Consider the following 14,504-nt stretch of genomic DNA (forward strand, 5'->3'; position numbering starts at 1 on the left):
CATGGACCTCGAAGGCCCAGGGTTTCGGCCTTGGGTTTTCGATCCTCCTCCTTTGGTAGCGACTTTTGGGCGCAGTCATACTGTGCCCATTTTTTTTGCCCCGGGCGGATACTGAACGCCATGGACCGCCATGGCACCCGCGGGCCGCAGCCGCGCCCTGCGCCCATCCCCCGCAGCGACTGGCACACGCTTGCTACGCTGCTGCCCTACCTGTGGGAATACCGCGCTCGCGTGGTGCTGGCGTTGCTGTTCCTGTTCGCCGCCAAGGCGGCCAACGTCGGCGTGCCGCTCGTGCTCAAGCAGATCGTCGACGGGCTGAGCGTGCAGAACGCTATCCTCGTGTTGCCGGCTGGGTTGCTGATCGGCTACGGCCTGCTGCGGCTTTCGACTACGGTCTTCACCGAGTTGCGCGAGTTCGTCTTCGCCAAGGTGACCCAACGGGCGGTGCGCCGCATCGCGCTCGAAGTGTTCGGCCACCTGCACGCGCTTTCGCTTCGCTTCCACCTGGAACGCCAAACCGGCGGGCTCACGCGCGATATCGAGCGCGGGACGCGCGGCATCTCGCAGCTGCTCGGCTTCGCCCTCTTCAGCATCCTGCCCACGCTGGTCGAGATCGCGCTGGTGACCGGAATCCTGCTCGTCAACTACGACCCCTGGTTCGCCATCGTCACCCTGGTCACGGTAGGCATCTATATCGTCACCACGGTGTCGATCACCGAATGGCGGCTGCACTTTCGCCGCAACATGAACGAGCTCGACTCGAAGGCGAATACGCGTGCGATCGACAGCCTGCTCAACTACGAAACCGTCAAGTACTTCGGCAACGAGCAATTCGAGCAGAGCCGCTACGACGAGGCGATGCAGCGCTGGGAGCGAGCGGCGATCCTGTCGCAGACCTCGCTTTCGGCGCTGAACGCCGCCCAGAGCGCGGTGATCGCGCTCGGCGTGACGCTCATCATGTGGCAGGCCACCGCCGGCGTGATCGCCGGCAGCATGACGCTCGGGGACCTGGTGCTGGTGAACGCGTTTCTGATCCAGCTCTATGTGCCGCTCAATTTCCTCGGCATGGTGTATCGCGAGATCAAGCAGTCGCTCACCGACATGGAGCGGATGTTCGGCATGCTGCGCCAGCACCGCGAGATCGAGGACAAGCCAGGGGCTCCCGCGCTTGCCCTCGCCCAAGGCGCGGTCGAATTCGATCGCGTCGAGTTCGCCTACGACAGCCGCCGCCGGATACTGCACGACGTGAGCTTCCGCATTCCGCCGGGGCACACGGTAGCGGTGGTGGGCGCGAGCGGGTCGGGCAAGTCGACGCTGGCGCGGCTCATGTTCCGCTTCTACGACGCCGACGGCGGCGCCATCCGCATCGACGGACAGGACATTCGCGACGTCACCCAGGCGAGCCTGCGCGCCGCCATCGGCATCGTGCCGCAGGACACCGTACTGTTCAACGATACGGTGCTCTACAACATCGCCTACGGGCGCCCGGACGCGAGTCGCGAGGAAGTGATCGAGGCGGCGCGCGCGGCGCACATTCACGACTTCATCCTGTCGCTGCCGGACAGGTACGACAGCGCGGTGGGCGAACGCGGCTTGAAGCTCTCCGGCGGCGAGAAGCAGCGCGTCGCCATCGCCCGCGCGTTGCTCAAGGGACCGCGCATACTCATCTTCGACGAAGCCACCTCGGCGCTGGATTCGCGTTCCGAGAAGGCGATCCAGGCCGAGCTGGAGCGCATCGCGCAGGGCCACACGGCGCTGGTCATCGCACATCGGCTTTCCACCGTGGTGGACGCGGACGAGATCCTGGTGCTCGATCACGGCCGCATCGTCGAGCGCGGCAGGCACCGCGACCTGCTACAGCGCGAAGGCGTCTACGCCGGCATGTGGGCGCTGCAGCAGCAGGAAGAGCAAGAGCAGGAAGAACAACAGCGGGAAGAACAGCAGCGGGAACTGGGCGAAGCAGGCGCGGCACCGACCACGACCGGCTGAATCAACCCGGGCCCGACGCTGCCGCCGTTTGCCGCGTGAGCGCGCCACTGTTGCCTGCATCGATGCGCGCAAAACGGATGCTGACGCGCGTTCCCTTGCCGCTAGCGCCGTCGCCGATGCGCACTTCGGCGGCGTGCGCTTGCGCGATCTCGCGTACGATCGCGAGCCCGAGCCCGCAGCCTTCGGTGCGATTCTCCGCCAGACGCTGGAAACGCTCGAACACCCGCTCGCGGTCGCCGGGAGGAATTCCGGGGCCGTCGTCCTCGACGCTGAGCGTGACCGTGGCGGCGTCATGCTGCACGTCGACCGTGATCTGTCCGCCGGGCTGCGTATAGCAAATCGCGTTGTCGACGAGGTTCACCACGAGCTCGCGCAACAGCACCGCATTGCCGCGGATGCGGAGGCTCCCGGCAGCGGCCGCGAGACCGAGATCCAGCTGGTGCGCGAGCGCCTGCGGCACCCATTCGGCGGTCACGTCGCGCGCGATCGCAACCAGGTCGACCGCGCTCATCGGCGCCGTGGCGCTTGCTTCCGGCTCGGCCAGCGCGAGCGCCAGCAGCTGGTGGGCGAGACGCGCGCTGCGATCGGTGGCGTGCATGAGCGCCCGCACCCGTTCGCGCACGCCGGCGAGGTCCTGTTCCCTGAGGGCCAGCTCGGCGTGCGTGCGCAAACCCGCAAGCGGTGTTCGCAACTGGTGGGCCGCATCGGCGATGAAGCGCTGCTGCGACACGATCGCGCGTTGCAGCCGCTGCAACAGCTCGTTGATCGCATGCACCAGCGGCCGGACTTCCCTCGGCGTGCGCGGCTCGTCCAGCGGCGTGAGATCGCGGTGCGAACGCGCCTCGATCTGTGCCCGCAGGCGCCCGAGCGGCAGCAGGCCGTGACCGACGCCGAGGTAGACGGAAATACAGATCATCGCGATCAGAACGAGCTGGGAAAGCGCGACCGCGACCAGGATCTCCTCGGCGAGCAGCCGGCGCCGGATCAGCGTCTCGCCCACGATGACCTGCGCGAACATCGTTTCGTTGTCGGGATCGTACGGCACGCGCAGCGCCACCAGGCGCATGCCCTGTCCCAGGTAGCGCGCGTAGTAGTAATCCGGGCGCCGATTCTCGGAAGGTTGCGGTCGCGGCAGGTCGGCTGCACCGCCGACCAGGTTGCCGTCGTCGTTGCGCACGGCGTAGTAGACGCGGTCGATATCGTCGATTTCGAGCATGTCGGCCGCGGCGGGAGGCAGGTCGACCGTGAGGCGTCCGTCGCGCAGCCGCAGTCGCCGCGACAGATCGAGCGCCGAATCGTACAGTGCCCGGTCGTACGCTTCGGTCACGAAGTCCGAGGCGAGCTTGTACACCACCAGCGCCGAGCAGATGAGGGCGAGCGACAGCGGCAGCACCAGCCAGAAGATCAGCTGGCGGCGAATCGACGGTTGCAGGAAAAGCTTGATGGCCCGACTCTCCCTTCACGCCCCGAGCGCCGGCGCTTAATGCTGAACGGATCGCTGCGCACGGCATCGAGCCGCCTCCCTCGCGGCAAGCGAGCCGCCCTCCTCGGGGCAGCGAGCTGCCCCTTCTCGCGGCAGCGAGTTCCGCGCCTGCTACGATCCGCTGCCCGGCTTCTCCAGCAGGTAGCCCAGCCCCCGCACCGTGCGCACCGAAATACCCGCCGTCTCCAGCTTTTTGCGCAGGCGGTGGATGTAGACCTCGATCGCGTTGGCGCCCACGACCTCGCCCCAGCCGGTCAACTGTTCGGCGAGCTGCTCCTTGCTCACCACGCGACCGACGCTCAGCAGCAGCGTCTCGAGCATGGAGAGCTCACGGGCCGACAGCTCCAGCGGCTGATCGTCCACCAGCGCGCGGCGGCCGATGGTGTCGAAGCGCAGCCGGCCGTGCTGCAGCTGCGGGCTCGCGCCGAACTTTCCGCGGCGCACCATTGCCCGCACCCGGGCTTCCAGCTCGGGAAGATCGAACGGCTTGGCGAGATAGTCGTCGGCGCCGAGATCGAGGCCCTTGACCCGATCGTCGAGGCCGGTGCGCGCGGTCAGAATGAGCACCGGCGTCGTGCTCGAGCCGCCGGCGCGGCGGCGCAGGCGCTTGAGCACGCTCAACCCGTCCAGGCCGGGAAGTCCCAGGTCCAGGATGACCAGATCGTAGGCCTGGCTCGACAGCATGTGATCGGCGCTGGCGCCGTCGGCGGCATGATCGATCGCGAAGCCGTGCACCGCGAGCGAGCGCTTGAGGCCGTCCGCGAGCAGCGGATCGTCTTCGACGATGAGAAGGCGCATGGGAAACGAGAAGGAATCGGGATGAATCAGCGACGAAGCTTGTCGACACAACGTGCGAGCGCGGAGATCAGCCCTTACGCGCAACCTGCCGAGGCTAGCGTCCTCGCGGCCGCTTGTCGAGCCGGTAAGGGGACTTCTCAGATCCGCTATCGAACGCAAACGAGCATGTAAGTTGACCGTAAGGTGTTACCCTTAACATCCTAGCTAACGAGCTTCAGTTCCTCCTCGGGAGACCTTCTGCGCGGGCGACCAAGCAGCGGCCCGCGTCGCGGGTCTCCCCTTAATACGCCGCCCCGACAACGATCGTGGGGCGGCGTTTCTTTTTGCGATGTTCAGCATTTACTCGCAGCAAGCTTACTTAGGCGTTGATTATTTGCTATCTTAGCCGCGGGCGAGAAACGCGATCGGCGCTTGCCCCGGCGGCGCTCCCGTCCTTCCTGGGAGCCGACACAAGAACCACCAAGGAACGGACGGGTGAACAACGTCGCAGGGATATTCATCGTCGCATTCATGTTGACCTGGAGCGGGATTGCCGGCGCGGCGCAGACTGCGAAGAGCGCCAAGCCCGAGGTAGCGGCAAAGAACGGCGGCAAACGCGTATCCGTCAGCTACAAGAAGGATGGCGGCAAGACCGTCAAGAAGGCAGCCGCCAAGGCCACTGCCGCCACAGCAGCGGCGGCCACGGTGGAAGTCAACGGCACCTTGGCCGCGCACGGACCCGATCTCAAGTCGAGCCAGGCCCTGGTGTTCGATGCGATGGACGGCACCGTCCTGTATGGCAAGAATGTCGACCAGGTATCGGCAATCGCCTCGATCACCAAGCTCATGACGGCCATGGTGGTGCTCGATGCGGACTTGGCCCTGGACGAAGCGATTCGCATCGAAAAGGCCGACATCGACACCCTCAAGCACAGCGGCTCGCGGCTTCGCATCGGTTCGGTATTTGCCCGGCGCGATCTGCTGCATATGGCGCTCATGTCCTCGGAGAACCGGGCGGCGAGCGCGCTCGGGCGTAACTATCCCGGAGGAACCGACGCATTCGTCGCGCGCATGAACGACAAGGCGCATGAGCTCGGCATGGACAGCAGCCGCTTCGCCGAGCCGACGGGACTTTCGAGCCAGAATGTCTCCACCGCCGAGGATCTCGCGTTGCTGGTCCGTGCAAGCCTCGACTATCCGCTGATCCGCGAGTTCACCACCACGCCGAGCGCGCAAATCCATACCGCGGACGGGCACGTGTATGGCTTCAACAATTCCAACGGCCTGGTGCGCACGTCGACGTGGCAGATCGACGTGTCGAAAACCGGCTATATCTCGGAGGCTGGCCAATGCCTGGTGATGCAGGCCCGCATTCGAGAACGCCCCATCATCATCGTTTTGCTCGACTCCTGGGGAAAGTACACCCGCATTGGTGATGCCAACAGGATCAAGAAATGGCTGGAAAGCACGGCCTTGGCGGCAGCGCATTCGAGCTGAGCGGGCAGAGCGTGTTCGCGGGGCCGATGCATGAACGATCTCGTCGCCTTCCACGATCTTTCCCCGCGTCCGGCCGATTTCCGTAACGACGTCCTGCGCGGACTGGGCGATTCGCCCAAGCATCTGCCGCCGAAGTATTTCTACGACGACGTCGGCTCGGCGCTGTTCGACGCCATCTGTGCGCTGCCCGAATACTATCCGACCCGAGTCGAAACGGCGCTCATTCAGGCGCATGCGGGCGCGATCGCAGCTGCGCTCGGCAGCCGTTGTGCCTTGGTTGAATTCGGCAGCGGCGTAAGCCGCAAGAGCCGGCTGCTGATCGCAGCCGCCCGCCCGGGCGTGTACGTTCCGATCGATATCGCGCGCGAAACGCTGCGCCAGGCTGCGGAAGGCTTGCGCCACGCTTTCCCCGAGCTTCCCGTGGTCGCGGTATGCGCCGACTACTCGCAGTCGTTCGAGCTGCCCGACCTCGCGCCCTATCGGCCACGGCGGCGCGCCGTATTCTTTCCCGGCTCCACCATCGGCAATTTCGACCCGACCGAGGCTGTGGCTTTCCTCGCCAATGCGCGCAGCCTCGCAGGCGCGGGCGGCGCGCTGGTGATCGGCGTCGATCTGCGCAAGGACAAGGCCGTGCTGGAAGCGGCCTACGACGACCCGCAGGGCGTGACCGCGGCCTTCAATCTCAACGTGCTGGCGCGCATCAATCGCGAGCTCGGCGCCGACTTCGACCTGCGGGCCTTTCACCACCGGGCGTGGTATTCGGATGCGCTGGGCCGCATCGAGATGCATCTCGAAAGCTGCCGCAGCCAGGAAGTCCGGATCGGCACGACGCGGCTTGCGTTCGCGCGCGGCGAGACCATCCACACCGAGAGCTCGTACAAGTACTCGGTGCCCGAATTCCAGGCCTTGGCGGCACGCGCCGGTTTCGCGCCGGCGGCGTGCTGGGTGGACGAGCGTAATCTCTTCTCCATACACTACATGACTTGTTAGCGTCCTGAGTCAGAAGCTCGTCACCCCCGCGAACGCTGGGGGTCCAGGAAGGACTCTTGTTCTGGATTCCCGCTTGCGCGGGAATGACGAGTTTGCGATTCACCACACTAGCGCATACGCGGCATTGCGCTATTCATACCGATACACCCATGAACGAGCACACCATCCCTGCCGCAGACGAAGCGGACGATTCCGCAGTCGCGATCCCGAAGGGCGCCAAGAACTACATCACGCCGGCGGGCCACGCGCGGCTGCGCTCGGAGCTGAAGCAGCTGCTCGACGAAGAACGCCCCGAGCTCGTGCGCACGGTCGCCTGGGCCGCATCCAACGGCGATCGCTCGGAGAACGGCGATTACATCTACGGCAAGAAGCGGCTGCGCGAGATCGACCGGCGTATCCGCTTTCTCACCAAACGCCTGGACCACGCCGAGGTGGTGGACCCGCGGCTGCGCGAGGACTCCGACCAGGTGTTCTTCGGCGCCACCGTCACCTATGTCGACGGCCACGGCGACGAGCGCACGATCAGCATCGTCGGCATGGACGAAGTCGATCCGGCGCGCAACCGCGTGAGCTGGATCGCCCCGATTTCGCGGGCGCTGTTGAAGGCGCGAGCGGGCGAGGTGGTGAGCTTCCAGAGCCCGCGCGGCCGGGAAGAGATCGAAATCATCGACGTGCGCTACCAGGCACTCGGCGCGTGAGGCCGTTTCCTGCGCGGCACTTGGCCGGCGCGGAGAGCGCGCCGCGCGGCCGGTGGCCCTTTCGATCGTTCCGCATTGAACGACAGTTCAATACGGACACGACGCTCCCCTCTCCCCCCGGGGTAAGGCCGGGAATTCGCGGACCATGGTCCGCGCCGGCCGAACGGCATCGGCCTGCATGCCGATGCGCGCCCTGCAAGGGAGGGGCTGGGGGTGAGGGTCGAGCGTGGCAAGAAACTCCGTACGCTCGATAGCCCGCTTGCGCGACCTCGGCCTGACCAAGGCCGAGCGCTCGCTGCTTCGCCGCCAGTCGAGCCCGGCGAAACTGCAGTCGTTCGTCAACGCGATCCCGATCAACTTCGAGCCCGACGGCGACAGTTGCTGCACCGTGCGGCAGGTGCTTGCGCAGCGGCGAGCGCATTGCATCGAGGCGGCGCTGGTGGCCGCGTGCGCGCTGTGGCTGAACGGCGAGCCGCCGCTGGTGCTCGATTTGCGCGCCGAGGGCGACTGGGATCACGTCGTGGCCCTGTTCCGGCGCGGCGGCCTGTGGGGCGCGATCGGCAAGAGCAATCACCTGGCGTTGCGCGGGCGCGATCCCATCTACCGCAACCTGCGCGAGCTCGCGCTGTCGTATTTTCACGAGTACCACAACGATCAAGGCGAACGGTCCTTGCGCGAGTATTCGCGCCCGTTCGACCTGCGCTTGCTCGATCCCGGCGAATGGGTGACCGGCGATGCGGGCGCGTGGGAGGCCGAGCGCCGCATCGACCTTTCGCCGCACTATCGGTTGTATCCGCGCTCGCAGCAGCGCTACATCACGCCGATCGATGCGATGCAATGGCGGGCGAACGATTTGGTGGAGTATCGGCTCCCGCGCACGCGGCGCAAGCCAAAGTCCGGTCAATAGGACTTCGGCAGGCCGAGCACGCGCTCGGCGACATAGCACAGGATCAGCTCGCGGCTCACCGGTGCGATGCGCGGGATCAGCGCCTCGCGCAAATAGCGCTCGACGTGGAATTCCCTGGCGTATCCCATGCCACCGTGGGTCATGACGGCGGTCTCGCACGCCGCGTAACCGGCTTCGGCGGCCAGATACTTGGCCGCGTTCGCTTCCGCGGCGCACGGCTTGCCTTCATCATACAGCGCCGCCGCCTTGAGCAGCATGAGATTGGCCGCTTCGAGCTGCATCCAGCGCTCGGCGAGCGGATGCTGGATCGCCTGGTTCTGCCCGATGGGCCGGTCGAACACGACGCGCTCCCGGGCGTAACGCGCGGCGCGGGCGAGCGCGGCGCGCCCCAGGCCGACCGCCTCGGCGGCGATCAGGATCCGCTCCGGGTTGAAGCCGTGCAGCATGTACTCGAAGCCTCGGCCTTCCTCGCCGATGCGGTCCTCCTCGGGCACCGGCAGCGCGTCGATGAAGAGCTGATTCGAATCCACCGCCTTGCGGCCCATCTTGTCGATCTCGCGCGCTTCGACGTGGCGCCGGTCAAGGTCGGTATAGAACAGGCTCAAGCCCTCGGTGGGACGCCCGACCCGGTCCGCGGGCGTGGTGCGGGCGAGGATCAGCATCTTGGTCGCGACCTGCGCGGTCGAGGTCCAGATCTTCTGCCCCGACAGCACGTAGCCGCCGGCGCGGCGTTCGGCCCGCGTCTGCAGCGCAGCCGTATTGAGGCCGGTGTTGGGCTCGGTGACCGCGAAGCACGCCTTCACCTCGCCCCGGACCATCGGCGGCAGCCAGCGCGCCTTCTGCTCGCGGCTTCCGAACACGACCACCGGGTTGAGGCCGAAGATGTTCAGGTGCACCGCCGATGCACCCGACATGCCGGCGCCGGATTCGGCCACCGCCTGCATTGCGATCGCCGCCTCCAGGATGCCAAGGCCCGAGCCGCCGAATTCCTCCGGCATCGCGATGCCGAGCCAGCCGCCGCGCGCGAACGCGTCGAAGAATTCGTCGGGAAAGCCGCCGCTGCGATCGCGCGCGAGCCAATAGTCGTCGCCGAGCGGTCCCGCCGGGTCGAGCAGGTCGAGGATCGCATCGCGGATCGCCTGCTGTTCGGGCGTGAGCTCGAAGTTCATGGTTTCAATTTCCCTCGCCCCCGATCACCGTAACGCCGTCGCGCGCCATCTGTGCGATCTCGGCGTCCGCGTAACCGACCTCGCGCAGCACCTGCGCGCTATGTTCGCCGAAACGTGGTGCATGCTCGAGTGCTTCGGGCTGCGAGGCGGAGAACCGGGTCGGCACGGCCATCGTCGTCATCGCGCCTTCGCTCGGATGCTCCACCCGGCGGAAGAATCCCGTGTGCGCGAGATGCGGATCGTCGATCAGACCGTCGAGCGAATTCATCCGCATCCACGGCACATCGATCTCGGAGAGCAATCCCTCCCACGCGGCCGTGCTGCGCAGCCTCATCTGGTCGGCGACGAAGCGGCAGATTTCGTCGATGTGCCGTGCCCGCGCGGCAAGGGTGGTGAAACGCGGGTCGGTCGTGAGCTCGGAGCGCTCGATGGCAGCGAGGAATCGCTGCCATTGCCGGTCGTTGTAGATGAGCACGCAGAGGTGCCCGTCCAGCGTCGCGTAAGGTGCCCGAAAGCGGGCCAGAACGCGTGCATAGCCGGCCTCGCCCATGGCAGGAACGAACGTACGCCCCGCCAGGTGATCGCCCAGAATGAACTGCGCCATCGTCTCGAACATCGGCACTTCGACCGCCTGGCCTTCTCCCGTGCGCTCGCGATGGAAGAGCGCCGCCAGCACGGCGTTGGCGGTCGCCTGCCCGACGATGCGATCGCACATCGTCGCGGGCACGTAGCGCGGCGCATCGCTTCCGCTTTGCATCATGAGCCACGGCAAGCCGACCGCGCCCTGGATGAGGTCGTCGTACGCGGGGCGGGCAGCGTAGGGCCCGGACTGGTCGAAGCCGAATGCGCCGACGTACACGATCCGAGGATTGACCGCCTTCAACTCGGCGTACGACAAGTGCAGCCGCGCCATCGCCTGAGGGCGCGTGTTGTAGACGAGCACGTCGGCGACGGCGGCGAGCTCGAGCAGCGCCTCGCGGCCGGCGGTCTTTTTCAGGTCGAGCACGAGCGAGCGTTTGTTGCGGTTCATGTGCAGGAACATTGCGCCCATGCCGGCATGGCGCATCGGGGCGAGATGGCGCGTGTTGTCGCCTTCGGGCGGCTCGACCTTGATGACTGCGGCGCCCAGATCGGCCAGCAGCTGCGTGGCGAACGGCCCCATCACCACCGTGGTGAGATCCAGGATCCGGACCCCGGCAAGCGGACCGCTCATTCAGGCATGCGCGCGCGGTGCATAACCGATGGCGCGAGAGATCTGCTCGGCGGTTTCCCGCACCCGGCCCGACCAGGCGGGATCGAGCCGGTCCGTCGGCGCCGATACCGACAGCCCGGCGACCAGGCGTCCGTCGTCGTCGCGAATGCCCGCGCCGATGCACGACACGCCTTTCTCCGCTTCTTCCCGATCGATGGCGAAACCCCGCGCGCGTACTTGCGCGAGCTCGCTGTCGAGCAGTGTCGGGTCCGCCAAGGTGGAGTCGGTGAATCGCGTGAGGCCGGCCCGCTGCGCGTAGGCCTGTGCGGCGTCGGAGCCGTCCTCGGCCAGGAACACCTTGCCGACGGCAGTGACGTGCAAAGGCGCGCGCGTGCCGACGATTTGCACCACGCGCATCATCGAGCTCATCGAGCTCACGCGTTCGACATAGACCACTTCGTCGCCCTGGCGCACGCTCAGGTTCACGGTCTCCTTCAGCTCGTCGTGCAGCCGCTGCATGTGCGGCAGCGCCTCCTGGCGCACGTTGAGCCGCAGCCGCACGAGGTTGCCCAGCTCCAGCAGCCTGATGCCGAGGCGGTAGGTTCCCGGCTCGATCCGATCCACCAGGCGGTTCTCCACCATTACGGCCAGGATGCGGTGCGCCGTCGACGGGTGCAACCGGGTCTCGGCCGCCAATTGCTTCAGGTTGGCCGGACTGGAATGCCGGGCCAGCGCTGCGACCAGGCTCATCATGCGATCGATGACCTGGATCGAGGACTTGGTTGGTGTGTCGGGCAGGTCGGTCATGGCCGCCGTCGCCAGGGGCCGCGCCATTCTATAGGAGGAATCCGAGGCCAACAATGCAGCGCAGCAAAGCCTGCGTGCGGCACCGGCGCGGCGCCCGTGTACAGTGCCGCTCGGGACCGCTCGGGCGCGCTGGTCATGCCAGACGAATCCACGCAGCAGCAGGGCACCGAGCATTCGCGATCACCGCGTGCGTTGTCCGCCGCGCGCGAGCGCTTCCAGACGGGAAAGCTCCCGCTCGCTGAACTCCGCTCGCCGGCGCGCCTCGGTGTTCAACGGCAGCACGGGGCGTGGCGCATCGTACTCGGCCAGCAGCCGCTCGAAGGTCGGATCGGGATCGAGCCCGCGTTGCGCGCAAAGATGCCGGAACCAGCGGCTGCCGATCGCGACGTGACCGACCTCGTCGCGCAGGATGAGCTCGATGATCTCGGCGCCTTGCCGGTCCCCCGACGCATGCAGCCGCCGAATCATGGCAGGCGATACGTCGAGCCCCCGTGCTTCCAGCACACGCGGCACCAGCGCCATGCGCACGAGTGGATCGAGCGCCGTCGTGCGCGCCATTTGCCACAGACCGTCGTGGGCGGGAAAGTCGCCGTAATCGTGGCCGAGCCGGCGCAGATGGCTGCGCAGCAGGGAAAAGTGCGTGGCTTCCTCGGCGGCGACGTGCAGCCAATCGGCGTAGAACTCCGCCGGCAATCCCGGGAAGCGACACAAGGCATCGAGCGCGAGATTGATGGCGTTGAATTCGATGTGGGCGACGGCGTGGATCAGCGCGGCATGTCCATGCGTGGTTGCCGTCGAACGGCGCTGCAATTCGCGCGGCGACACCAATTGCGGCCGCTCCGGCCGGCCCGGCTCGCTCGCCGCATGGGGCTCGAAGCGCCCGTCGAGCGCGAGTGCGCCCGAGCGCACGGCATCGAGCAGGTCGGTTACGGCCGTGAGCTTGGCGTCGATTCCGATCGCCTGCAAGGCCTGCCGGGCGCGGCAATGCCAGCTTGTCCCGAGAAGGTGCGACTTCATCGTTGCGATGCTACACCGGACGCGGCGTTGCGACGTTTGCAGGGCTTCCTGCTTGTCGCGTCGAGCTCGCATCGCGTGCGCATCCCTTCCTCATCGAGGGCAAAGAATCATCTGCACGGCACATCGAATCCTTGCGCAGGCCATGGCGTGTTCTCTATTCTCGGGCCTGGTATCCAGTAGCAAAACGAGGAGAAGTAAGATGAAGTTGACGTATGCAGTCGAGCTCGGCGCGCTCTGTGCCGCTCTGGCCGTACCCGGTTTCGTACATGCGGGGGAGGCCTACCCGATGCGGCCGATACGATTGATCGTCCCGTACCCGCCCGGCGGCAGTAACGATATCGTCGGCCGCCTGGTCGGACAGTATCTGAGCAAACGAGTCGACCAGACGGTCGTCATCGACAACCGGCCCGGTGCAGGCAGCACGCTCGGGATAGGCATGGCTTCGAGGTCGGAGCCCGACGGCTACACCATGGTCATCATCTCGGCGGCCTACGCGTTCGGACCTTCGCTCTACAAGAAGCTTCCCTACGACGCCGTCAAATCCTTCGTCCCGGTGTCCAAGATCGGAAACGGACCGAATGTTTTCACGGTCAATCCGTCCGTCCCCGCAAAGACGATGAGCGAGCTCGTCGCGCTGGCCAAGGCGAAGCCGGGCACGCTCAACTTCGCCAGCGCGGGTATCGGCAGCGCGCAGCAGCTCTGGTTCGAATACTTCAAGATGCTGACGGGCGTCGACATCGTCCACATTCCGTTCAAGGGCGGCGCGCCCGCGATGATCGACGTCGTTGCGGGCACCTCGCACGTCGCGATCGGCACCGTCGTCCAGATGCTGCCGCTCATCCGCGCCGGCAAGCTCCGAGCGCTTGCCACCGGCGGCACCAAGCGAAGCGGCGTCCTGCCCGATCTGCCGACGCTCAACGAGGCCGGAGTGAAGGGTTACGAGGGCGCCAACTGGTGGGGCATCATGCTGCCCGCAGGAACGTCGCCGGCGATCGTCGATCGCCTGGACAAGGAGTTCGCGGCGATCCTGGCGCTCGACGAAGTCAAGAAGCAATTCATCAAGATGGGTGCGGAGACCGAGTATCTGAGCAAAGCGGCGCTCTCGAGCTACATCGACGCGGAAACCAGGAAGTGGAGCAAGGTCGCGAAGCAGGCCGGCATCCAGGCGCAGTGACGCAATGCCTGCCTATCCTCTGTGCTGAACAGTGGATACCTACCAGCAGTGCTGCTAGACGGCGCGGAAGATCCTCATCAAGCAGAATGCGCATCTGGGCCACGTAGCCAGCCTTGCCCGTGCCCTTGCGTCGTGCATGCCAGGCGACGTGTAGTGCATGTTCATGAACCGCCCGGTGCGGACCCACATGCCGGGTGGTGTGGGAGGGGCGGGCTAAAAGCCCGCCTCGACCCGATTATGCAGCTCTCTCTGAATGCAACAGTGAGCGCTTGACCGTCTGCGGTGGTTCAATTTCGACGAAACGGTCAGCCGAGTACAGGTAGCCTTCGCCACTTTCATCGACCACGCGAATGTCCCCGTCTGCCGCCGCCTCTTCGTCAGGAATAACACGGTAGATCTTGTGACGCTCTAGCGAAGCGGGATACCCTCGATTATCGATACAGACGGCAAACTGCAAAGCTCGAGATCTACGTTGTTTCATAGTCATCAATCCAGATAGCGTTTTCTCTTGAATTCCCTCTTGCCGATTCCGTGCCCTTCGTACCAATGAAGTTCAGCGATGCGCACAGACCCGGTTCGCAGCCGGATTCGTGCAATTCCCTTCATCTTTCGCCAACGAGTTTTCCCGTAGCTGCGCTCCAACCGCCGGATGTCGCGAATACCGCGACCCGTGGCGATGGTTTCGACCACCGTGAGCTCGCCAACGATTTCGAAGTCCATGGCGCAATTGTGCCACTTTGCGGCGCTCGTTTAAGCTGCAACGCGCGGTTAGGCGATTTTTGAATACTCCTTGTGAATGTCATG

General features: G+C 65.9%; 14 protein-coding genes. 6 read left to right on the plus strand and 8 right to left on the minus strand.

Going from position 1 to position 14,504, the window contains the following annotated elements; translation table 11 throughout:
- The first annotated feature begins 120 nt into the window (after window positions 1-120).
- A complete protein-coding gene (locus GEV05_20165) occupies window positions 121-1,989 on the plus strand; it encodes an ATP-binding cassette domain-containing protein (GenBank protein ID MPZ45660.1) in 1,869 nt (622 codons plus the stop codon).
- Window position 1,990: 1 nt separating this feature from the next.
- Here the strand turns inward: GEV05_20165 and GEV05_20170 are convergent, their stop codons facing one another.
- Both GEV05_20170 and GEV05_20175 read right to left on the minus strand, forming a co-directional pair.
- Entirely contained in the window at window positions 1,991-3,382 is a 1,392-nt protein-coding gene (locus GEV05_20170) for a HAMP domain-containing protein (GenBank protein MPZ45661.1), read from the minus strand.
- A gap of 201 nt (window positions 3,383-3,583) precedes the next feature.
- Entirely contained in the window at window positions 3,584-4,270 is a 687-nt protein-coding gene (locus GEV05_20175; GenBank protein ID MPZ45662.1) for a response regulator, read from the minus strand.
- Between the two features lie 510 nt (window positions 4,271-4,780).
- Between GEV05_20175 and GEV05_20180 the strand changes: the two genes are divergently transcribed.
- The 4 genes from GEV05_20180 to GEV05_20195 all read left to right on the plus strand — a co-directional run bounded on the left by GEV05_20180 (window position 4,781) and on the right by GEV05_20195 (window position 8,341).
- Window positions 4,781-5,746 (plus strand): D-alanyl-D-alanine endopeptidase, encoded by a 966-nt coding sequence (locus tag GEV05_20180; GenBank protein MPZ45663.1) that lies wholly within the window; start codon window positions 4,781-4,783, stop codon window positions 5,744-5,746.
- A 30-nt stretch (window positions 5,747-5,776) separates the two neighbouring features.
- Entirely contained in the window at window positions 5,777-6,736 is a 960-nt protein-coding gene (gene egtD / locus GEV05_20185) for an L-histidine N(alpha)-methyltransferase (protein MPZ45664.1), read from the plus strand.
- Between the two features lie 149 nt (window positions 6,737-6,885).
- Window positions 6,886-7,434: a transcription elongation factor GreB gene (gene greB, locus GEV05_20190; GenBank protein MPZ45665.1), complete on the plus strand. Its 549-nt coding sequence runs from the start codon at window positions 6,886-6,888 to the stop codon at window positions 7,432-7,434.
- A gap of 259 nt (window positions 7,435-7,693) precedes the next feature.
- Window positions 7,694-8,341, plus strand: coding sequence for a hypothetical protein (locus tag GEV05_20195; GenBank protein MPZ45666.1), 648 nt, complete (start codon window positions 7,694-7,696; stop codon window positions 8,339-8,341).
- Here GEV05_20195 and GEV05_20200 read toward each other — a convergent pair.
- The 4 genes from GEV05_20200 to GEV05_20215 form a co-directional block, all read right to left on the minus strand.
- Window positions 8,335-9,510, minus strand: coding sequence for an acyl-CoA dehydrogenase (locus tag GEV05_20200; protein MPZ45667.1), 1,176 nt, complete (start codon window positions 9,508-9,510; stop codon window positions 8,335-8,337). The two genes, GEV05_20195 and GEV05_20200, sit on opposite strands and share 7 nt — an antisense overlap.
- Window positions 9,511-9,514: 4 nt before the next feature.
- Window positions 9,515-10,723 carry a CoA transferase gene (locus GEV05_20205; protein MPZ45668.1) on the minus strand — a complete coding sequence of 403 codons (1,209 nt, stop codon included), beginning with the start codon at window positions 10,721-10,723 and terminating at the stop codon, window positions 9,515-9,517.
- Window positions 10,724-11,509 carry a helix-turn-helix domain-containing protein gene (locus tag GEV05_20210; protein MPZ45669.1) on the minus strand — a complete coding sequence of 262 codons (786 nt, stop codon included), beginning with the start codon at window positions 11,507-11,509 and terminating at the stop codon, window positions 10,724-10,726. It abuts the gene before it with no gap.
- Between the two features lie 180 nt (window positions 11,510-11,689).
- Complete coding sequence (locus tag GEV05_20215) at window positions 11,690-12,526, minus strand: DUF455 family protein (protein ID MPZ45670.1); 837 nt, start codon at window positions 12,524-12,526, stop codon at window positions 11,690-11,692.
- A gap of 7 nt (window positions 12,527-12,533) precedes the next feature.
- Between GEV05_20215 and GEV05_20220 the strand changes: the two genes are divergently transcribed.
- The gene (locus tag GEV05_20220) at window positions 12,534-13,700 is read left to right on the plus strand and encodes a tripartite tricarboxylate transporter substrate binding protein (GenBank protein MPZ45671.1); all 1,167 of its coding nucleotides are present in this window, start codon (window positions 12,534-12,536) and stop codon (window positions 13,698-13,700) included.
- A gap of 235 nt (window positions 13,701-13,935) precedes the next feature.
- On the opposite strand, the gene GEV05_20225 is transcribed toward GEV05_20220, so the two are convergent.
- Window positions 13,936-14,181 (minus strand): hypothetical protein, encoded by a 246-nt coding sequence (locus tag GEV05_20225; GenBank protein MPZ45672.1) that lies wholly within the window; start codon window positions 14,179-14,181, stop codon window positions 13,936-13,938.
- A 5-nt stretch (window positions 14,182-14,186) separates the two neighbouring features.
- Window positions 14,187-14,420 carry a hypothetical protein gene (locus GEV05_20230; GenBank protein MPZ45673.1) on the minus strand — a complete coding sequence of 78 codons (234 nt, stop codon included), beginning with the start codon at window positions 14,418-14,420 and terminating at the stop codon, window positions 14,187-14,189.
- Between the last annotated feature and the right edge of the window lie 84 nt (window positions 14,421-14,504).

This window comes from Betaproteobacteria bacterium (genome assembly GCA_009377585.1).
GTDB lineage: Bacteria > Pseudomonadota > Gammaproteobacteria > Burkholderiales > WYBJ01 > WYBJ01.